General features: G+C 66.2%; 15 protein-coding genes. 11 read left to right on the forward strand and 4 right to left on the reverse strand.

Annotated elements, in window-relative coordinates:
* Nucleotides 1–14: 14 nt before the first annotated feature.
* The 3 genes from AB6809_RS08025 to AB6809_RS08035 are packed head-to-tail and all read right to left on the reverse strand — an operon-like array spanning nt 15 to nt 5,370.
* On the reverse strand, nt 15–2,936 hold the full coding sequence (locus AB6809_RS08025) for an Hsp70 family protein (protein ID WP_371026290.1): 2,922 nt from the start codon (nt 2,934–2,936) through the stop codon (nt 15–17).
* Nucleotides 2,933–4,792, reverse strand: a complete 1,860-nt coding sequence (locus AB6809_RS08030; RefSeq protein ID WP_371026291.1) for an Hsp70 family protein — start codon at nt 4,790–4,792, stop codon at nt 2,933–2,935. Before AB6809_RS08030 ends, AB6809_RS08025 begins: the two co-directional genes overlap by 4 nt.
* Nucleotides 4,789–5,370: a DUF2760 domain-containing protein gene (locus tag AB6809_RS08035; protein ID WP_371026293.1), complete on the reverse strand. Its 582-nt coding sequence runs from the start codon at nt 5,368–5,370 to the stop codon at nt 4,789–4,791. The genes AB6809_RS08030 and AB6809_RS08035 overlap by 4 nt, the downstream gene beginning before the upstream one ends.
* A 468-nt stretch (nt 5,371–5,838) precedes the next feature.
* On the opposite strand from AB6809_RS08035, the gene deoC reads away from it, so the two are divergent.
* From deoC to AB6809_RS08070, 7 genes are all read left to right on the forward strand, one after another.
* Nucleotides 5,839–6,846, forward strand: a complete 1,008-nt coding sequence (gene deoC, locus AB6809_RS08040; RefSeq protein ID WP_371026294.1) for a deoxyribose-phosphate aldolase — start codon at nt 5,839–5,841, stop codon at nt 6,844–6,846.
* Nucleotides 6,847–6,860: 14 nt separating this feature from the next.
* A complete protein-coding gene (locus AB6809_RS08045) occupies nt 6,861–9,275 on the forward strand; it encodes an aldehyde dehydrogenase family protein (RefSeq protein WP_371026296.1) in 2,415 nt (804 codons plus the stop codon).
* Between the two features lie 139 nt (nt 9,276–9,414).
* Nucleotides 9,415–10,383 carry a ribokinase gene (locus AB6809_RS08050; RefSeq protein WP_114156149.1) on the forward strand — a complete coding sequence of 323 codons (969 nt, stop codon included), beginning with the start codon at nt 9,415–9,417 and terminating at the stop codon, nt 10,381–10,383.
* 49 nt (nt 10,384–10,432) lie between these two features.
* Entirely contained in the window at nt 10,433–11,506 is a 1,074-nt protein-coding gene (locus AB6809_RS08055) for an ABC transporter permease (protein WP_371026297.1), read from the forward strand.
* A 130-nt stretch (nt 11,507–11,636) separates the two neighbouring features.
* Nucleotides 11,637–12,641: an autoinducer 2 ABC transporter substrate-binding protein gene (locus tag AB6809_RS08060; RefSeq protein ID WP_006052803.1), complete on the forward strand. Its 1,005-nt coding sequence runs from the start codon at nt 11,637–11,639 to the stop codon at nt 12,639–12,641.
* A 60-nt stretch (nt 12,642–12,701) separates the two neighbouring features.
* Nucleotides 12,702–14,249 carry a sugar ABC transporter ATP-binding protein gene (locus AB6809_RS08065; protein ID WP_006052802.1) on the forward strand — a complete coding sequence of 516 codons (1,548 nt, stop codon included), beginning with the start codon at nt 12,702–12,704 and terminating at the stop codon, nt 14,247–14,249.
* Between the two features lie 15 nt (nt 14,250–14,264).
* Complete coding sequence (locus AB6809_RS08070; protein ID WP_371026298.1) at nt 14,265–15,347, forward strand: ABC transporter permease; 1,083 nt, start codon at nt 14,265–14,267, stop codon at nt 15,345–15,347.
* 78 nt (nt 15,348–15,425) lie between these two features.
* Here the strand turns inward: AB6809_RS08070 and AB6809_RS08075 are convergent, their stop codons facing one another.
* On the reverse strand, nt 15,426–16,151 hold the full coding sequence (locus AB6809_RS08075) for a DeoR/GlpR family DNA-binding transcription regulator (protein ID WP_053858131.1): 726 nt from the start codon (nt 16,149–16,151) through the stop codon (nt 15,426–15,428).
* Between the two features lie 250 nt (nt 16,152–16,401).
* Here AB6809_RS08075 and AB6809_RS08080 point away from each other — a divergent pair, with 250 nt between their 5' ends.
* From AB6809_RS08080 to AB6809_RS08095, 4 genes are all read left to right on the forward strand, one after another.
* Entirely contained in the window at nt 16,402–16,653 is a 252-nt protein-coding gene (locus tag AB6809_RS08080) for a DUF2934 domain-containing protein (protein ID WP_371026299.1), read from the forward strand.
* Nucleotides 16,654–16,706: 53 nt separating this feature from the next.
* Nucleotides 16,707–16,982: a hypothetical protein gene (locus AB6809_RS08085; protein WP_006052798.1), complete on the forward strand. Its 276-nt coding sequence runs from the start codon at nt 16,707–16,709 to the stop codon at nt 16,980–16,982.
* Between the two features lie 198 nt (nt 16,983–17,180).
* On the forward strand, nt 17,181–18,236 hold the full coding sequence (locus AB6809_RS08090) for a glycosyltransferase family 4 protein (RefSeq protein ID WP_053858129.1): 1,056 nt from the start codon (nt 17,181–17,183) through the stop codon (nt 18,234–18,236).
* A gap of 38 nt (nt 18,237–18,274) precedes the next feature.
* A complete protein-coding gene (locus tag AB6809_RS08095) occupies nt 18,275–20,092 on the forward strand; it encodes an HAD hydrolase family protein (protein WP_371026300.1) in 1,818 nt (605 codons plus the stop codon).
* Nucleotides 20,093–20,094 lie beyond the last annotated feature (2 nt).

Consider the following 20,094-nt stretch of genomic DNA (forward strand, 5'->3'; position numbering starts at 1 on the left):
GCGCCGGTCCCAACTTAGTCGGAAATCAGCTTCAACCCCGCAGGCAAGGACTCCCCGAACACGCGGCCTTCGTCCGCATTATCCAGTTCGACCACCTCGCCGACCATCGCGATCCACGCGCGCGGCGCGCTCGCCGCCTCTAACCTGCGAATCACGGCGTCGCGCAACTCGTGCGGCAGATCGCGCGAGCGGTCGCCGGTCATGCGCGCGATCTGCACGGCGGCGAACGCGGCCGGGTCGATCTTCTTCCAGTCGAGCGCGAGAATCGCGTCGAGCCATCCACTCGCGACATCGGCCGGCACGACGTTGTGCGCGCTGCCATAGAACGGCCGGCGCGCGCCGATCCGCCCGACGGCCCACCAGCTCTGATGATTCTCCGAAGGCTTGCGCAAGCGCGCGAGCACCGACTCGCCGAGTTCGATCTTGCGCTCCACCGGAATGCGTTCCAGCGACGCGCTCAGCCGAACCATATCGGCGATACCGGTTTTCGCGACGTCGAACGGCAGCTTGTGACGCGACTGCGCGGCCGTTTGCAGATAGGTCATTGCATCGAGCACGCGCAGTTGCGCGGTTTCGTCGAGGCCGCCAGCGGCGCGCCGCCACAGCGTCCACCATTCGGACCAGACCTGGCTTTCCTGGACGTACTGAATACCGTCGTCGAAGAGCGACCACAGTTGTTCGACGCGCCATTCGTCGAGCGGATAACCAAAGCCTGGCCGCACGCAATAGCCGGCGAGGTTCAGCCAGAGCCGCTCATGATCCGCCGAGCGGCGCCGCCTGCGCGCGCGTTCCCACAGCGCGCCGAACAGTTCGCGTAGCAGCGCGCTGTTCCAGCTCTCGCGCGGGCCGAGCAGTTGTTCGAGCTGCGCGCGCAGACGTTTGACTTCCTTTTTATCGACGTCTTGCGAGCGCGAACCGAACGAGCGGTCGATCTGCGCGATGGCTTCGTCGAGCCGCGGATGCCGCGCCGCGGCGGCATCGTCGGCGAGATCGACTTGAGCATGCTCACGACGCAACTGGAACTCAAGCAACCAACGCTCGGCAGGATTGTCGCGGTCGATGCAGTGGACTTCTAGCGTGCCGACTTCGGTCAGCGAAGTCGCGATGCGCACGGCTCGCTCGCGGGCGCTGCCCGCGCCCTGCGGCGGGACGATGGTGGCGATGGGCGGCAGGCGCACGAAGTCGCCGCCCGCGAGGTCCGCCAGTTCGCCTGGTGCATACACGGTGTCCGCGCTCGACGACACGAGGTGAAAGCGCACCGGATGCCCGAGCCGCAGCGCGAACGTGCGATCGGCGATGAGGATTTCGTGGCCTTCCTCGGTGCCGCGCGGCAGAAGGCAGATGCCGCGTTGGGTGGTTTGCTCGGGCGGTGTGGGTTGCGAGCGCTGCCGTTCCTCGCGCGCGTCGGCGGGTTCATCCAGCACGAGAAAATAGCTGCGTGGCGAACCGCCGCCGATTTTCGGCGCGCCGCCCGCGCGTGCGAGGCTGTAGGCAACAGCGCCGCGCGCGACGGCGACGTCCGGATTGTCGTTCTCCAGCACATGCAGCGGTTCGCCGCGCCACGCGCCCAATGTGTCGGCGAGGCGCTGCGTCAACGCCTGCGCGCGGAACACGCCGCCGTTGAGCAGCAGCGTATCGGGGACGGGGAGTGCAGTGGGTTCGTCTTTCTCCCGCCCCAACGCCTTGCGCGACTGCGCCTCGAAGCGGCCCAGAAAAGCGGCGATATGCCGTGTGACGGCGGCATCGGTTGCGTACGGCAGACCGAACTCGACGATCGCGCCGCGCGGCCGGCCCGGCCGTTCGTGTGCAGCCACCGCCGGAAAAAATCCATCGACGATCACACGCTCCACCTCGTCGCGCGTGACCTGCGCCGTTCGCGCGCCGCCGACGAGCTTCGCGCCCGCGCCGAGCAGCGTGATCGACGCCGAGTCGGGCGCTTGCGGCCCGAGCAGCAACTCCTTCGCGCCGCGGCAGCGCTCGACCAGTTGCGACAGGCTCGCCGCCGACAAACGCGCGCGCTCGCCGCCGCCAGGCAGCCGCGCTTCGACGAGATGCGCGAGCGCGAGGTCCATGTTGTCGCCGCCGAGCATCAGATGATTGCCGACGCCGATACGCGTGAGCTGCGGCTCGCCGTCGGCCATGCTTACTTCGATCAGCGTCAGGTCGGTGGTGCCGCCGCCGACGTCGCAGATCAGCACGAGACGCGTGTGCGCCAGTTCGTCGGCAAGCCGCTCGCGATGATGGAACAGCCAGTCGTAGAAGGCTGCCTGCGGCTCTTCCAGCAGCCGCAACGACGGCAGCCCGGCCATGCGCGCCGCTTCGACGGTCAGCGCCCGCGCGCCTTCGTCGAACGATGCGGGGACCGTGAGCACCACGTCCTGCTGTTCGAGCGGCGCGTCGGGAAAGCGCTGATTCCACGCCGCGCGCACGTGCGCGAGATAGCTCGCGCTGGCTTCGACGGGCGAGACCTTGCGGACATCGTCGGCGGCGCCCCAAGGCAGGATCGGCGCGACGCGATCGACGGCGGCATGCGAGAGCCAGCTTTTTGCGCTGGCGACGAGACGTCCAGGGACCTGCGCGCCGAGCACGCGCGCAAGCCGGCCGATGACGATGGACGGCGCGTCCTGATCGTCGGTGGAAGGCGCCGCGGCTCGCGCCGCGCTTTCGCCCGAGACCGAGACCGAGACGCTTGCCCCGACCGCCTGCACCCCGCATCCCGAGGTCCACGGCAACTGCAAATCCCCCGCATCCAGCTCGCCCGGCGCCGCGTGATACCGCACCGAAGGCAATAGCGGCCGCGCGGCAACCTCGCCCGGACTAACAAGCTGCTCGATCTCGAAGACGCGAATCTCCTGCGAGCCGGCCTGCGCATACGCAAGCACCGTGTTGCTCGTGCCGAGGTCGATGCCGACGCTGTACCGCTTCATCTCAGTCATGCATTCGCGTTGCCGCGCACATCGAATTCGACTTTCCAGCGCTCGTCCGTTCCGCGCGGCACCGCTTCCAGTTCGAGCGTGCCCGCTTCGGTCACGCGCGCGTGCAGCTTCACGGGCACGACCTCGCCGGACCTGCGGCCGGAGGCGGGCAGCGTCGCCTGAATCTCTTCGAGTTCCTGCAACTCATCGGGGCCCCAGAAGTCGAGCAGCGTGCCGACCTGATCCTGACGACGCACCGACGACCCGAAGAAACGGAAATGCACCGGCTCGCCGACGACAAGCCCAAACTCCTGCGCCGGTAACTCGGCCTCGGTGCCTTCTTCCATGCCGAACGGCGCGACGCACAGCGCCTGGATGGGCGGCTCGAGGCCAGGCACGGCGGGCATCGCCGATTCGATCGCGATGTAATACGCCCGCGCGGTGCCGCCGCGAATCCGCACGCCCTGGCCGCGCCGCACGTAGCCGTAATACGCCGCGCCGCGCGCGACGGCCAGATCGAGATCGGCGCCTTCGAGCAGGCGCGCGGGCGCCGCGCCTTCCGCGGCGAGCCAGCCGTTCAGCGTGCTCATGATCCGCTCGACGAGCAGCGTCGACTTGAACACGCCGCCGTTGAACAGCACCGCCGTCGGATGCAGGAAGCTCGCGCCTTGCGCGGACGCGTCGGCAGCCGTCTCGCGCAAGCCTTCCAGTTCCGCGAGCGCGCCGACCTGACGGCCGAGAAACGCCGCCAGATGCCGCGTGATGCCCGCGTCCTGCGCATACGGCAAGCCGAGTTGCGTGAGGCCGGCGCGCGTGCGGCTCACCGGCCGGGCGGCGCTCTCCACCTGCGGGAAAAAGCCGTCGAGAATCGTCTGCGTCAACTCCGCGCGCGTGAGCTCCGTGCGGATCGATCCGCCGATCAGCTTCGAGCCGCGGCTCGGCACGACGAGCGGCACGGTGTCGGTGGTCGGGTCGCTTAGCAGCGTTTCCTTCGCCGAGCGGCACGCATAGGTGAGGGCGCGCAACTGCCACGCGTCGGCCTGCGTGCCTTGCGCCGCGAGCTTGCGCGCGACCACGTGCGCGAGCGCGAGGTCCATGTTGTCGCCGCCGAGCAGAATGTGTTCGCCGACCGCCACGCGATGCAGTTCGAGATTGCCCTCGCGCTCGACCACCGCGATCAGCGAGAGGTCGGTCGTGCCGCCGCCGACATCGACCACGAGAATGATGTCGCCGACCTTGACCTGCTTGCGCCACTGGCCGCCGCTCTTCTGAATCCAGCTATACAGCGCGGCCTGCGGTTCCTCGAGCAGCGTCATGCGGCCGTAGCCCGCGGCTTGCGCGGCTTCGGCGGTCAGTTCGCGCGCGGCCGGATCGAACGAGGCGGGAATCGTCACCGTGATGTCCTGCTCGTGAAACGGCGCGTCTGGATGCGCGTGGTCCCACGCTTCGCGCAAATGCGTCAGATAGCGGACCGAACTTTCGAGCGGCGACACGCGCGCGACTTCGGGCGGCGCATCGCTCGGCAGGATCGCCGCGCGCCGGTCGACGCCCGGATGGCACAGCCAGCTTTTCGCGCTCGAGACGAGCCGGATCGGCGTCGCCGCGCCGCGGCTGCGCGCGAATTCACCGACCGCGAACTGGCGCTCGCCCGTCCACGGCAGATGCAGGTCACCCGAACCGAGTTCGTCGGGATGCGGCAGATACAGGAACGAGGGCAGCAGATCGAGATCGGCAATTGCGCCGGGGCCCGTCAATTGCGCGATGGGCAGCACCGCCAGCGTGGTCTTCTCGCCGTCGCTTGCGCTGGTGTCGACGTAGGAGAGCGCGCAGTGCGTGGTGCCCAGATCGATGCCGATGGAATAACGCGCGCCGCTCATAGCTCCACCTCGGCGGGCGCGATGACCTTCGCGTTATGGCTTTCCGCGAGCTTCGGCAGACGCACGTCGTCGACGCGCCAGCCGCGGTGGCTGATGCTGCCGACAAACGGCGCGCGGCCGACCACGTTGCCCGTCAGACGGATCGCGCTCGCGTCGAAACCTTCCTGAAGCGTGACGCGGCTGCCTTCCGCCTCGTCGCGCACCGGGCGGATCGTGAAGTGCTCGCGCAGCGTCGCGCGGCAGCCTTCGTGCACGAGGCGCGCGGCGGCGCCGATGTCGGCGTCGCTGAAACGCTTGATGTCTTCCTCGACGAAATCGATGAAGCGCGCGTCGCGTTGCAAGAGGCCGAGCAGTTGCAGCGCGGCGTCGGGGCTGGCTTCCTTGAGCGTCGGCGCGGCCTTGGGGGCCGGCGAGGGCGCCTGGGTTTGCGTTTGTGCGGGAGTTTGCGCTTGCGCAGCCGCGCCGCCGTCGCGCACGCGCAGCACCGCGGCGGCGAATTCGCCATCGCTGAGAATGCGGAAAAACGCGCTGACGGCCAGCGAAATCCTGCCGAGGAAGGACGGGTTCGAATCGGTCATAAATGCTCCTGAGAGGCTCTGTTAGAGGACGAGCTGTCCTGTGTCCGGGAGTGGGCGCGGCGGGCGAAACGGCCCACGGCGCCCTGTGGCGATGTTCGTATCGCGGAAAGCCTGCGACGCAGCGAGCGGTGCGCTTTGCTTGGCGCGACCGGCGCAATCCGCGCGCGCAAAACCCGTATTTTGCCTTGTGACGCGCCGGCTGCGGGCAAACCCGCACGTTCTCACGTGAGAAACGCAGTCAGATTGGCGGCTTGGGAGGGGGCAGCCCAACAACCTCGCAACGTGGTTTGTGACGTCTACATCACGTTCAAGCGCCTCGCCTCACATGCAGACACCGCAACAACAGCATTCGCCGCCCGCAATGTGAGGATTTACCCGTACTGCGTGTGACAATCCTATCAAACGGAGTAACATAGCCCCGTCATTCGCCGGCTCGCCGTCGTGCCGCATTCCAACCCCGGACGCCTCATGCCTGATTCCTCTCCGTCGTCATCGGTCGTCGCGCTGCGCGGCGGGCCGCTCGTTCATCCGGTGCGCAATCCGGGCATGCCGTTCGACGCTTCGTGGCTCGACGGTTTGCGCGTCAACCAGTCGGCGGTCGAACGGCGCTCGGCCACGCTCGTCGCGCGCCGCAGCGTCAAGAAAGACGCGCAGGCCGCCTGGCTGCTGAAAGCCGTCACCTGCATCGACCTCACCACGCTCAGCGGCGACGACACCGAAGGCCGCGTGCGGCGCCTGTGCGCGAAGGCGCGCCAGCCGGTGCGCGCCGATATTCTCGACGCGCTCGGCATGGCGCCGCAGCGCATCACGACTGGCGCGGTATGCGTCTATCACCGCTTCGTCGCCGCCGCCGTGGATGCGCTAGAAGGCAGCGGCGTGCCCGTCGCGGCGGTGTCGACCGGCTTTCCGGCCGGACTGATTCCGCATCCGCTGAAGCTGAAGGAAATCGAGGCGTCGGTCGCCGACGGCGCCGCGGAAATCGACATCGTCGTCACGCGCGAATACGTGCTGACCGGCAACTGGCAGGCGCTGTACGACGAAGTGCGCGAGTTTCGCGCGGCCTGCGGCCCGGCGCATCTGAAGGCGATTCTCGCGACCGGCGACATCCGCACGCTGTCGAACGTGGCGCGCGCGTCGATGGTCTGCATGATGGCCGGCGCCGACTTCATCAAGACGTCGACGGGCAAGGAAGGCGTGAACGCGACGCTCGACGTGTCGCTCGTCATGGCGCGCATGATCCGCGAATACCACGAGCGCACCGGCGTGCTCATCGGCTTCAAGCCGGCAGGCGGCGTGTCGAGCGCGAAGTCGGTGCTGGCGTATCAGATCCTGATGAAGGAAGAACTTGGCCGCGCGTGGCTCGAGCCGGAGCTGTTGCGCATCGGCGCATCGAGCCTGCTCGCCGACATCGAGCGGCAACTCGAACATCACGTGAGCGGCCGTTATTCCGCTTTCAACCGTCACCCCGTAGCCTGAAGCAGACCCAACCCATGAGCGTAGCGGAGTATTTTTCTTCGATGGAATACGGCCCCTCGTCCGAGGGCGACCAGCCCGCGCGCGCCTGGCTCGCGCAACATGACGCGCGCTTCGGGCATTTCATCAACGGCGCGTGGCACGCGCCCGCAAGCGGCGCGCATTTTGTGTCGCACGCGCCGGCAAGCGGCGAGCGCCTTGCCGAAGTCGCCCAGGGCGATGCAGCCGATGTCGACGCCGCGGTAGCCGCCGCGCGCGCCGCGCAACCCGGCTGGCTCGCGGCGGGCGGCGCGGCACGCGCACGGCATCTGTATGCGCTCTCGCGCATGGTGCAGCGGCATAGCCGGCTTTTCGCGGTGCTCGAAGCGCTCGACAACGGCAAGCCGATTCGCGAGACGCGCGACATCGACGTGCCGCTCGTCGCGCGTCATTTTCTGCATCACGCCGGCTGGGCGCAGTTGCAGGACAGCGAGTTCGCCGATCACGCGCCGCTCGGCGTAATCGGCCAGATCGTGCCGTGGAATTTCCCGCTGCTGATGCTCGCGTGGAAGATCGCGCCGGCTATCGCAACGGGCAATTGCGTCGTGCTGAAGCCGGCCGAATACACGCCGCTCACCGCGCTCCTGTTCGCCGAGCTCGCGCATCGCGCCGGCCTGCCCGCGGGCGTGCTCAATGTCGTGACCGGCGACGGCGCGACGGGCGCGGCGCTCGTCGAGCACCCGCAAGTGGACAAGCTCGCGTTCACCGGCTCGACGGAAGTGGGCAAGCTGATCCGCTCGGTCACGGCGGGCTCGGGCAAATCGCTGACGCTTGAGTTGGGCGGCAAGTCGCCCTTCATCGTATTCGACGACGCGGATCTCGACGCCGCGGTCGAAGGCGTGGTCGACGCGATCTGGTTCAACCAGGGCCAGGTGTGCTGCGCGGGTTCGCGTCTGCTGGTGCAGGAGGGCATCGAAGCGCGCTTCATCGCGAAGCTCAAGCGTCGCATGGAGTCGCTGCGCGTCGGAACGTCGCTCGACAAGAATGCCGACGTCGGCGCGATCGTCGATCAGGTACAACTGGAACGGATTCGCTCGCTCGTCGAAAGCGGGCGGCGCGAGGGCTGCGCGATCTGGCAGGCGAGTAATACAACGCTGCCTGCCAACGGCTGTTTTTATCCGCCGACGCTGGTCACGAACGTTGCGCCCGCATCGACTCTGGCTCAGGAGGAAATCTTCGGCCCGGTGCTCGTGTCGATGAGCTTTCGCACGCCGGAAGAAGCCGCCGCGCTCGCCAACAATTCGCGCTATGGACTCGCTGCGAGCGTGTGGAGCGAGACCATCGGCCGCGCGCTCGACGTCGCGCCGCGGCTCGCGGCGGGCGTGGTGTGGATCAACGCGACGAACCTGTTCGACGCAGCGGTCGGCTTCGGCGGCTATCGCGAGTCGGGCTTTGGACGCGAGGGCGGACGTGAGGGCATTTACGAATATCTGAAACCGCGCGCGTGGCTCAATCTTCCGAAGCGCCGGCCGCCGAGCGCGACGCAAGAGGACAGCGACGGCGTAAAGACGGCTGCCGAGTGGGACACGACGAACACCGCGAACATCGTATCCATCGACCGCACGGCGAAGCTCTTTATCGGCGGCAAGCAGGTGCGGCCGGACAGCGGCTATTCGCTGACGATTCACGCGCCGGACGGAACGCCGGTCGGCGAGGTGAGCGAAGGCAATCGCAAGGACATACGCAACGCGGTCGAAGCGGCGCGCGCCGCGCACAAGTGGTCGCAGGCGAGCACGCATAACCGCGCGCAGGTGCTGTTCTATCTCGCCGAGAATCTCGCGGTGCGCGCCGATGAATTCGCGCATCGGCTCGTCTTGCGGCATGGCGTGACGGCTGACGCGGCGCGTGCGGAAGTGGAGGCGTCGGTCACGCGCCTCTTCACGTACGCGGCTTGGGCCGACAAGTTCGACGGCGCGGTGCATACGCCGCCGTTGCGCGGTGTCGCGCTTGCGATGCACGAGCCGCTCGGCGTGATCGGCATTGCGTGTCCGGACGAGGCGCCGTTGCTGGCTTTCGTTTCGCTGATCGCGCCGGCGCTCGCGATGGGTAATCGCGTGGTCGTGCTGCCGGGCGAGGCCGGTTCGCTCGCCGCGACGGATTTCTATCAGGTCGTCGAGACGTCCGACGTGCCCGGCGGCGTGGTGAACATCGTCACAGGCAAACGCGCGGCGCTGCTGCCGGCGCTCGCGAGCCACGACGACGTCGACGCGGTCTGGTGCTTCGGCAACGCGGCGGATTCGGCGCTGATCGAGCGCGCATCGGTCGGCAATCTGAAGCGCACCTTCACCGACTACGGCCACCAGTTCAACTGGTTCGACCGTGCGAGCGAGGGCAGGCCGTTTCTGCGCCAGGCCGTGCAGGTGAAGAACATCTGGATACCGTACGGAGATTGACCGCACAGCAGCACACGCACCGCAGCGCAGAGCATGCGCGTCGATCACAAAATGAAGGAGACAACGTGCCGAACATTCTGGACTTCCTGCTGTTGACGAACGCTGCGCCATCGCACGCGGCGCACGAAGGGCTGCCGTCATGAGCGCGCAGCAAGCGAGCGGACGCGTCGTCATTCTCGGCATCTACGTGACCGATCTGACGTTTCGCGCGGCGCGCATGCCTTCCATCGGCGAGACGATTGCGGGCTCCGCGTTCGCGATGGGCCCTGGCGGCAAGGGCTCGAACCAGGCCGTGGCGGCGGCGCGCGCGGGCGCGCAGGTCGTGTTCTGCACGCGCATCGGCGACGATGCGTTCGGCTCCATCGCACAGGCCACCTGGGCGCGCGAGGGCATCACGGCGCGCGCGTCGGTGGTGCCCGGCGTGGCGACGGGCGCGGCGCACATCTTCGTCGACGACACCACGGGCATGAACGCGATCATCGTCGCGGCCGGCGCGGCGGGCACGCTCGGCGCAGCCGACGTCGATGCGATAGAAGCCGACATTGCCGGCGCGCGCGTGTTCGTCACGCAGCTCGAGCAGCCGCTCGCGGCCGCGCGGCGCGGACTCCAAGTGGCGCGTAAGCATGGCGTCATCACGGTCTTCAATCCCGCACCGGCCATGCCGCTTGACGACGACATCTTCCCGCTGTGCGACTACATCACGCCGAACGAAAGCGAGGCGGCCGCGCTCACCGGCGTGCCGATCGCGAATGTCGACGACGCGCGGCGCGCGGCCGACGTGCTGCTCGCAAAAGGCGTGGGCGCCGCGATCGTGACGCTCGGCGAAGGCGGCGCGTTGCTGCACGACGCCACGCAATCGGTGTGGCTGCCTGCGTTCCGCTGCGGTACGGTAGTGGAAACGGCGGGCGCGGGCGACGGCTTCACGGGCGGCTTCGCGGCTGCGCTTGCGCGCGGCGAAGACCCGATTGCGGCGATGCGCTTCGGCTGCGCGCTCGCGGGCATCTCGGTCACGCGTGCGGGCACCGCGCCCTCGATGCCCACGCTTGCCGAAGTGAACCAGGTGTTGAGCGAGTACAGCGAGTCGGGCCAGACCGCGCAGGTGTCGTAACTCATCCGTGCAGTAACGTGCAGTGCAGTGTCAGGAGATCATGAGCGCCATGAAGTCTTCGTTTGCTGCGGGAAAACTGTTTGCCGACCGGCAACTCAACTTCCTTCTGATCGTCAACGTGCTCGTCGTGCTGGTCGCGACGTGGCTCTCGCGCGGCCAGTTCGTCGACATCGACAATCTTCAGTCGATGGGCGGCCAGTTGCCCGAACTCGGTCTGCTCGCGCTCGGCATCATGCTGTCGATGGTGTCGGGCAACGGCGGCATCGACCTGTCCGGTGTCGGCCTCGCGAACCTGTCGGGCATGGTCGCGGCGATCGTGGTGCCGCGCTTCGTCAATGGCGACGATTCGCCGATGCTTTACACGTCGCTCTTTTGCGCGATCGTGCTCATCATGGGTCTGCTCGGCGGGCTGCTCAACGGCGTCGTGATCGCGCGCCTCAGACTCACGCCGATTCTCTGCACGCTCGGCACGCAGTTGCTATTCACCGGCTTCGCGGTCGTGATCAGCAACGGCGCATCGGTGCATGTCGACTATGTGGAGCCGCTGTCGGACATCGGCAACGGCACCGTGTTGCAGGTGCCGATTGCGTTCTGCATCTTCATCGCCGCGGTGATCGTGCTGGGATGGCTGCTCAGGCGCAGTCCGTTCGGCTTGCGTCTCTATCTGATGGGCACGAATCCGAAAGCCGCGTTTTACGCGGGCATTCCACGCGCGCGCATGCTCATCACGACCTATGCGATGTGCGGCGTGCTCGCGTCGCTTGCCGGGCTGATCAGCGCGACGCATACGTCCAGCGCGAAATGGGACTACGGCAACTCGTATCTCTTGATCGCGATCCTCATTGCGGTGATGGGCGGCGTGAATCCCGCAGGCGGTTATGGGCGCATCGTCTGCGTGTTTTTTGCGGCGACAGTGCTGCAGTTTCTGTCGAGCCTCTTTAATCTGCTCGGCGTCTCGCAATTTTTCGGCGACTGCGCGTGGGGCTTTTTGCTGCTGCTCTCGCTGGCCTTTGCGGGCGGCGAACGCGTGCGCGCAATCTTCGGCTTCGGCGGCAGTGGCGCGCGTCCGGCAACGGAACCGGCAGCGGCTCGCGCCGACGGCGGCACGCCGCCAAAGCGCTAACGCATAGCGAAGTATCGGTAAAAGCAAACGCAACGCAACGCAACGTATAAAGGCGGACAGGGTGCCCTCCCTGTTCGCGACGGCTGACACGGCCAGCACGGGCGACATCGAACGATAAAGGAGACATTGCATGAAACTGACTCGACTGGGTGCCGCGCTCGCAGCAGGCGCAGTGGCGGTGGGCGCGATCGCCGCGGCGCAGGCCGCCACCAACGAAACCATTGTCACGGTCGTCAAGGTGACGGGTATCAACTGGTTCAACCGGATGGACGACGGCGTCAAGGAATTCGCGAAGGAAAACACCGGCATCACCGCGTACCAGACGGGCCCGGGCCGCGCGGACGCGGCACAGCAACTGAAGATCATCGAAGATCTGATCGCGAAGAAAGTCACCGCGATTGCCGTGGTGCCCTACGATCCGCCGACACTCGAACCGGCGCTGAAGAAGGCGATGGATCGCGGCATCAAGGTCGTCACGCATGAAGCGGACAACGCAAAGAACACGATGGTCGACATCGAGGCGTTCGACAACACGGCCTACGGTGCGGGTCTGAACGAACGGCTCGCGTCGTGCATGCATAACGAAGGCAAGTGGGCGGTGCTGGTCGGCTCGCTCGGCAGCCGTTCGCAGGTGCAATGGGCCGACGGCGGCATTGGGAACGCCAAGGCCAAGTACGCGAAAATGAATCTCGTCGAGCCGAAGCTCGAAACCAATAACGACGGCGAGCGCGCGTACGAAGTCGCAAAAGAAGTGCTGCGCAAGCATCCGGATCTGAAGGGCTTCCAGGGCTCGTCGTCGCTGGATGTGATCGGCATCGGCCGCGCCGTCGAGGAAGCCGGCATGCAGGGCAAGATCTGCGTATACGGCACGGGTCTGCCGACCGAGGCGGGCAAGTTCCTCGAGAGCGGCGCGATCAACGGCATCGCGTTCTGGGACCCGAAACTCGCGGGCATCGCGATGAACAAGGTCGCGAAGATGCTGGTGGACGGCAAGACCGTCGAGAACGGCGCGGACCTCGGCATTCCGGGCTACACGAAGGTGACGGTCGCGAAAGGGCCGGGCAAGGGCATCATCGTGCGCGGCCAGGGCTGGGTGAACGTCGACAAGTCGAACTACAAGCAGTATCCGTTCTGATTCCGTTGTTCACTTCGGGGCGCGTCCGGTGGGCGCGCCCCGGCATCGCGACCGCTCATCATGAATCGACAAGACGTCTCTTCCGCCCAGTCCTCGCAACCCTTTCTGCAAGTGGTCGGCGTGCATAAGCGCTTTACCGGCGTGCATGCGTTGCGCGGCGTGAGCCTCGCGTTCGAGCGCGGGCAGATCTATCACCTGCTCGGCGAAAACGGCTGCGGCAAGAGCACGCTGATCAAGATCATTTCCGGCGCGCAGCCGCCGGACGAAGGCCAACTCGTGATCGAGGGCGTGCCGCATGCGCGGCTCTCCGCGCTCGAGGCGCTCGCGGCCGGCATCGAAACCGTGTATCAGGATTTGTCGCTGCTGCCGAACATGAGCGTCGCCGAAAACGTTGCGCTCACATCGGAACTCGCGACGCATGCCGGACGGCTCGCGCGCACTTTCGATCGCCGCGTGCTCGCCGCCACGGCCGCGCGCGCGCTCGAAGCGGTGGGCCTGCCCGGCAACGCGGATTTCCAGGCAACGCTCGTCGAGCAACTGCCGCTCGCCACCCGGCAGCTTGTCGCGATTGCGCGAGCGATTGCGAGCGAGGCGAAGTTCGTCATCATGGACGAGCCCACCACGTCGCTCACGCAAAAGGAAGTCGACAATCTGATCGCGGTGCTCGCGAATCTGCGCGCGCAAGGCGTGACGGTGCTGTTCGTGAGCCACAAGCTCGACGAGTGCTATGCGATCGGCGGCGAAGTGATCGTGCTGCGCGACGGACAAAAGATGGCGCAAGGACCGATCGCGCAGTTCACCAAGGCGCAGATCAGCGAACTGATGACGGGCCGCCATCTGTCGAACGAGCGGTATCGCGAAAGCGCGCACGCGGACGACGTCGTGCTCGACGTGCGCGGCTTCACGCGCGCCGGTCAGTTCAGCGACGTCACGTTCAGGCTGCACGGCGGCGAGATTCTCGGCGTCACCGGACTGCTCGATTCGGGGCGCAACGAACTCGCGCGCGCGTTGGCGGGCGTCGCGCCGGCGCAAGCGGGCGAGGCGCGGCTCGACGGCAAGCCGATTGCGCTGCGCACGCCGTCGGACGCGAAACGCCACCGCATTGGCTACGTGCCGGAAGACCGGCTGAACGAAGGGCTCTTTCTCGACAAGCCGATTCGCGACAACGTGATCACCGCGATGATTTCGAGCCTGCGCGACCGCTTCGGCCAGATCGACCGCGCGCGTGCGCAGGCGCTTGCCGAGCAGACCGTGAAGGATTTGCAGATCGCGACGCCCGGCGTCGACAAGCCCGTGCAATCGCTTTCCGGCGGCAACCAGCAGCGCGTGCTGATCGGCCGCTGGCTCGCCATCGATCCGCGCGTACTGATTCTGCACGGCCCAACGGTGGGCGTCGACGTGGGCTCGAAGGACATCATCTACCGGATCATGCAGCGGCTCTCGCAGCGCGGCATCGGCATCATTCTGATCAGCGACGACCTGCCCGAGCTTCTACAGAACTGCGACCGCATTCTGATGATGAAGAAGGGACGCGTGGCCGCCGAATATCAGGCCGACGCATTGAGCGAGGCCGATCTGTATCACGCGCTGCTTTCCGAAGCGGCCTAGAGGACGTCAACCGCCATGAACTCGCGCATCCAGCCGCGCATTGATTTGCCCACCGAATCGCCCATGAAGCAGACCATGACCACTCCGAATGTCGTCGAAGTCGCGCCGAGCGTCGAACCGGGAGGCTTGCGCATGCGGCTCGCGCGCAACCCCGAGTGGTTCACGGTCGCGCTGATCGTGGTCACGTGTCTGATCGTCGGCGCCATCAACCCGCGCTTCTTTCAGTTGGCGACGCTGTTCGATCTGCTGCATTCGGCGACGACCATGTCGCTGTTCGCGCTCGGCACGCTCGTCGTGCTCGCGTCGGGCGGCATCGACGTGTCGTTCACCGCGATTGCCGCGCTGACCATGTACGGCATCACCAAGGCCGTATTCGCGTTCTGGCCGGACGCGCCGTTCGCGCTGATTCTCGTAGCGGGTGCAGTGGGCGGCGTCATGCTCGGCGTCGTCAACGGCTTGCTCGTGCATCGGCTGAAAGCGCCTTCGCTGATCGTCACGATCGGCACGCAATACCTGTATCGCGGCTTGCTGCTGTCGTTTATCGGCACGACGTTCTTCATGAACATTCCGCACAGCATGGATCGCTTCGGCCGCATTCCGCTGTTTTTCTATCACACCGCGGACGGCTTGCGCGCGGTGCTGCCGGTCTCGGTGCTGGCGCTCGTCGCCGCCGCGTTCGTCACCTGGTGGCTGCTCAACCGCACGATGATGGGCCGCGGCGTCTACGCGATGGGCGGCTCGCTTGCGATTGCCGAGCGGCTCGGCTACAACCTGCGCGCGATCCATCTGTTCGTGTTCGGCTATACGGGCATGCTTGCCGGCATCGCGGGCATTCTGCATGTGTCGAATAACCGCCTCGCGAATCCGTTCGATCTGGTCGGCTCGGAACTCGACGTGATTGCCGCGGTGATTCTCGGCGGCGCGCGCATTACGGGCGGCACGGGTACGGTGTTGGGAACGCTGCTCGGCGTGGTGCTGGTTACGCTGATCAAGAGCGTGCTGATTCTTGTCGGCGTGCCGACTACGTGGCAGAAGGTGATTATCGGCGCGTTCATTCTGCTCGCCGGCACGCTGTTCGCGCTGCAACGCAAGCGCTGAAAACGCGCCGCGCGGGGTTGCGTTCGTGTGAGCGGAAGGCGCGTCGCGATGCGCGCCTGCCGCTTCACGCTAAACGTATTACGTGCGCTTGCGCGGCGCCTGGCCTTCTTCGGTGATGATCGAATCGAAGTCTTCGATCTGTGAAAAGCGCACGGCTTTCACGACGCCGAACTTGCTTCTGTCCACGACCAGATGCCGCTCGACGGCGCTCGCCATCGCCGCCTGCTTCACTGCGACTTCGTGGAAATTCCAGCAGGTCACGCCGCGCGCGGTGTCCACGCCGCCCGCCGAGATAAACGCCTTGTTGATGCCCATGCGGCGCAGCATCTCGAGACTTTCCTCGCCCGCGAACGAATCCGACGAAGGCACATAGACGCCGCCGAGCAGAATCATGCGCACGTTCGGCTTGCGCCGCAAAATCTCCGCGACGTTTAGCGAATAGCAGACCACGGTCACATGCCGCTCGGGCGGAACGAGGCGCGCGAGTGCAGCGAGCGTCGTGCCGCAATCGATGAAAAGCGTTTCGTTGTCGCCGATCAACCCCGCCGCGATCGACGACGCGTCGGCCTTGGCCTGCGCGAAGTGATCCTTTTCCTGCTCCAGCGAATACCCGGCGTTATTCGGCACATCGGTCGCGCTGACGATATAGCCGCCGAGATACGTGAAGCGATCCGAATTCGCGGCAATGTCGCGGCGCACCGTCATTTCCGATACGCCGAGCAGCGCCGCGGCATCGCGCAGGCGCATCACGCTTTGCCGTGTCAGCGCGTCGGCCAGAGCGCGAAGGCGATCGGGTTTGAGCATGGAGGTCCTGGCGCGTGGAGAGAATGTGAATGTCGTTAGATTTGATTCATGCTTGCTGAAACGATTATAACGACAGGCTCATCGTGAGGCGAGCGGAAAGCCAACGCAGTCGCGCAAAAAGCGCTTGCTTCGAGACTTCACATGCAGCGTGCGCACAGCGCGCATGGGAACGCGCTTTGCTCACCTCACCGGCGCAGCGGCCCGCATCGCGTGCGCTGTTTCGACTGACAACGAACGTTTGGAGATTGCCATGGACGGGCTGCCGGGCGAACCCACCGTAGAGGACCGAATCCGCAAGCGCGCGTATGAGCTATGGCAGAGCGACGGCTCGCCGGAAGGAAGCGCCGACGATTACTGGACACGCGCTCAGGCGCAGATCGAAGCCGAAGGCGATACGGGCAACGCCGAGCCGCCGGTTGCCGTCGACCAGTCGAGCAAGGGGCGACGCGCGGACGAAGCCATCGGCGAAGACAGCGCACCGCGAGCCGATAACGGTTCGTGAGGGCACCTGGCAACACAACTGAGCGACACAACCACGACACGCGGGAGAACATCATGGATTTCGAATACGGAGGGTGCATCGTTCATCTGACGGCAGGCGTCGACGGCGGCGCGATCGTTGCACATGCGAGGATCGAGGTCACGCCAGGCAGCGTGAGTTCGGGCGACGATACGCATGACATGGAGTTTCACCGCGATTTCGTCGATGAACACGAGGCGCTCGAATTCGCACGTGAACGCGCGACGGCATGGATCGACGAGCACGTCGAACGGGCAAACGGAGCGGAGCCCGCGGCGTCCGCCGATGGCTATAGCGGCCCGATCAGCTAGCGGCGCATGCAGTCCGCTCAGGTTCAGAATGCCCACGCGACTGACCACGCGACTGACCATTGCCGCGCGTACCGCTTAATTTCATCGCCGGCCTGTACATTTTTCCATCGGCGAAAAGTACTGCGGCTCGCGCGTGAGGGCGCCGGGCATGCACCATGCGGCGGCTTCCGAACATAGGTTCGTCGAATGGAGCAGGGCATGCGTATCGCGCAGGTTTCGCCGTTGTATGAGAGGGTGCCGCCCGTGGCCTATGGCGGCGTCGAAAGAGTGGTGGCGTGGCTCGTGGACGGTCTCGTCGCGCGAGGCCACGACGTGACGCTCTTTGCAAGCGGCGACTCGCGCACGCGCGCGCGGCTCGTCTCGGGCAGCGACTGCGCGGTTCGTCTGATCGAAGATACCGCCGACCCGCAGGCCTTCCATTTCGCGATGCTCGAGGACGTGGTGCGGCGCGCGGACGAATTCGACATCGTGCATTTTCATACCGATTACGCGAGCTTTCCATTCGCCCGGCGTTTGAACTGCGCGTCGCTGACGACCTTGCACTGGCGGCTCGACGTGCCTGGCTTGAGCACGCTTTACCGGCAGTTCGCCGACATGCCGGTGGTCTCGATCTCCGCCGCGCAACGCGCGCCGTTGCCGTGGCTCAACTGGCGCGCCACCGTGCATCACGGCTTGCCCGTCGACCTGCTGCGCTTTCATGAAGAGCCGGGCGACTACGTCGCGTTTCTCGGCCGCATCGCGCCCACCAAGCGGCCCGACCGCGCGATCGAAATTGCGCGGCGCGCGGGCTGGCCGATCCGCATTGCCGCAAAAATCGACAACGGCGATCGTGCGTATTTCGAGCAGGAAATCGCGGACCTGTTCGAGCTGCCGCATGTCGAGTATTGCGGCGAAGTCGGCGATTCCGACAAGAACGATTTCCTCGGACGCGCGCGTGCGTTGCTGTTTCCGATCGACTGGCCGGAGCCCTTCGGCCTCGTGATGATCGAAGCGCTCGCGTGCGGCACGCCGGTGATCGCCTTCGATCATGGCGCGGCGCATGAAATCGTCGAACACGGCGTAACCGGCTTTCTCGTTCACTCCGTCGACGAAGCGGTCGACGCGCTCGCGAAGATCGACACCATCAGCCGCGCCGCGTGCCGCGCGGCCTTCGAGCGCCGCTTCACCGTCGAGCGAATGGTCGACCGGTACGTCCGCATTTACGAAGCGATGCTGCGCGACGCGTGCGACGCGCAACCGCTCGAGGCCGGCTGAAACAAGGCTGAACAACACGCGATCACGGAGCGCTTTCCATGCGATTTTTTGCCATTGCGACCGACTACGACAACACCCTTGCATCCGACGGACGCGTTGCCGACGCGACGTGGGCCGCGCTCGAACGCCTGCGCGCGTCGGGCCGCCAGGCGATCCTCGTGAGCGGCCGCGAGATGGACGATCTGCTCGCGATCTGTCCGCGGCTCGATCTGTTTTCGCGAGTCGTCGCGGAAAACGGCGGCGTGCTGTACACGCCGTCGACGGGCGCGCGGCGCCTGCTCGCTCCACCGCCGCCGCCGGCTTTCGTCGACGAATTGCGAAGCCGCGGCCTGCGCCATTTCAGCGTCAGCGAAACGCTCGTCGCGATGATGAAGCCCGCGGAACAGATCGCGCTCGCGGCGATTCGCGATCTGGGCCTCGGCTTGCAGATCATCTTCAACGGCGACGCGGTGATGATCGTGTCGCCGGGCATATCGAAAGCAACCGGCTTGCATGAGGCGCTCGACGAACTCGCGTTGTCGGCCTTCAACGTCGCGGGCGTCGGCGACGCGGAAAACGATCACGCGCTGCTCGACGCATGCGGTTTCTCGGTGGCGGTGGCGAATGCGCTGCCGGCGTTGAAGCAGCACGCCGACATGGTCACGAGCCAGGCGGCTGGCGCGGGCGTCGCGGAACTGGTCGACGCGATCGTAAAGGACGACCTGCGCGAACGCGCGTGCGCCGCGCCGAAGAGCCGCGTGCTGATCGGACATGCACGCGATGCGCAAGACACGCGCGAACCCGCGGACCGTTACTGCCCGGCGCACGGCACGGTCGCGCTGCTCGCCGGCGAATCGGGATGCGGCAAGTCGACCGCGTGCGCGGGTCTGCTCGAACGCCTCGCGGGCATGCATCAGCAGTTGTGCATCATCGATCCGGAAGGCGACTATCAGAACGACGAGGATACGATCGTGATCGGCGACGCGCACACCGCGCCGGTCATCGATGAAGTCGTGCAGTTGCTGTTGCGGCCTCCGCGTCCGGCAGTCGCGGTTAATCTGCTGCGTGTGCCGTTGCCCGAGCGGCCCGCGTTCTGCGCGTCGCTGCTGCTCGAAGTGCAGCAGTTGCGTCTGCGAACCGGGCGGCCGCACTTGCTCGTATTCGACGAGGCGCATCATTTGTTTCCGGCCGGCTGGGCCGGCGCGAACCAGGCGATTCCGCAGGCGCTCGAGACCGCGCTCGCGATCACCGTTTCTCCGCAGCAACTGGACGGCGCGTTCCTGCGTCAGGTGAACCTGATACTCGCAATGGGTCCGAGCGCCGGCAAGGCGGTGCAGGAACTCGCGAACGCCACCGGCCGCCCGGTGCCGCAGCTTCAGGAAACGCAGCTCGAGACAGGGCAGGCGTTGTTATGGCGGCTCGATGAGCCCGAGCCCGAAGGCATGATCCGGCTCGAGCCGGGCAGCAAGCATCGCCTCAGGCATCGGCGCAAATATGCGGAAGGGCTGCTGATTCCCGAGCGCAGTTTCTATTTCCGCGGGCCGCAGAACGCATTGAATCTGCGCGCGCATAACCTCGTGCTGTTCGTCGAAATCGCCGAGGGCGTCGATGCGGGCACCTGGCAGTATCACCGCGAGCGCGGCGACTATTCGCGCTGGTTCGAAAAGGAAATCGGCGATCCGGATCTCGCGGCGCAAGCGCGGCAGATCGAGCAGGACGCTTCGCTAGATGCAGCCGCGAGCCTCGCGCGCATCAAGGCCGCCGTGCAGGAGCGTTATACGCAGCCGGAGAATCCGTCGATGCCGGCGGTGCTGACGGCGAAGAATGCGGACGTGGCGACGGCAGATGGCGAAGACGCGGATGGAAAAAAAGAATAGTT

The organism is Paraburkholderia sp. RCC_158 (genome assembly GCF_041355255.1).
In the GTDB taxonomy this organism is placed as follows: domain Bacteria; phylum Pseudomonadota; class Gammaproteobacteria; order Burkholderiales; family Burkholderiaceae; genus Paraburkholderia; species Paraburkholderia graminis.

Coding starts and splice junctions, on each gene's coding strand:
- AB6809_RS08065 (WP_006052802.1), top strand. CDS start 12,702: ATGAATCGACAAGACGTCTCTTCCGCCCAGTCCTCGCAACCCTTTCTG.
- AB6809_RS08055 (WP_371026297.1), top strand. CDS start 10,433: ATGAAGTCTTCGTTTGCTGCGGGAAAACTGTTTGCCGACCGGCAACTC.
- AB6809_RS08025 (WP_371026290.1), bottom strand. CDS start 2,936: ATGACTGAGATGAAGCGGTACAGCGTCGGCATCGACCTCGGCACGAGC.
- AB6809_RS08095 (WP_371026300.1), top strand. CDS start 18,275: ATGCGATTTTTTGCCATTGCGACCGACTACGACAACACCCTTGCATCC.
- AB6809_RS08060 (WP_006052803.1), top strand. CDS start 11,637: ATGAAACTGACTCGACTGGGTGCCGCGCTCGCAGCAGGCGCAGTGGCG.
- AB6809_RS08080 (WP_371026299.1), top strand. CDS start 16,402: ATGGACGGGCTGCCGGGCGAACCCACCGTAGAGGACCGAATCCGCAAG.
- AB6809_RS08085 (WP_006052798.1), top strand. CDS start 16,707: ATGGATTTCGAATACGGAGGGTGCATCGTTCATCTGACGGCAGGCGTC.
- AB6809_RS08045 (WP_371026296.1), top strand. CDS start 6,861: ATGAGCGTAGCGGAGTATTTTTCTTCGATGGAATACGGCCCCTCGTCC.
- AB6809_RS08030 (WP_371026291.1), bottom strand. CDS start 4,792: ATGAGCGGCGCGCGTTATTCCATCGGCATCGATCTGGGCACCACGCAC.
- AB6809_RS08050 (WP_114156149.1), top strand. CDS start 9,415: ATGAGCGCGCAGCAAGCGAGCGGACGCGTCGTCATTCTCGGCATCTAC.
- AB6809_RS08075 (WP_053858131.1), bottom strand. CDS start 16,151: ATGCTCAAACCCGATCGCCTTCGCGCTCTGGCCGACGCGCTGACACGG.
- AB6809_RS08035 (WP_371026293.1), bottom strand. CDS start 5,370: ATGACCGATTCGAACCCGTCCTTCCTCGGCAGGATTTCGCTGGCCGTC.
- AB6809_RS08070 (WP_371026298.1), top strand. CDS start 14,265: ATGAACTCGCGCATCCAGCCGCGCATTGATTTGCCCACCGAATCGCCC.
- deoC (WP_371026294.1), top strand. CDS start 5,839: ATGCCTGATTCCTCTCCGTCGTCATCGGTCGTCGCGCTGCGCGGCGGG.
- AB6809_RS08090 (WP_053858129.1), top strand. CDS start 17,181: ATGCGTATCGCGCAGGTTTCGCCGTTGTATGAGAGGGTGCCGCCCGTG.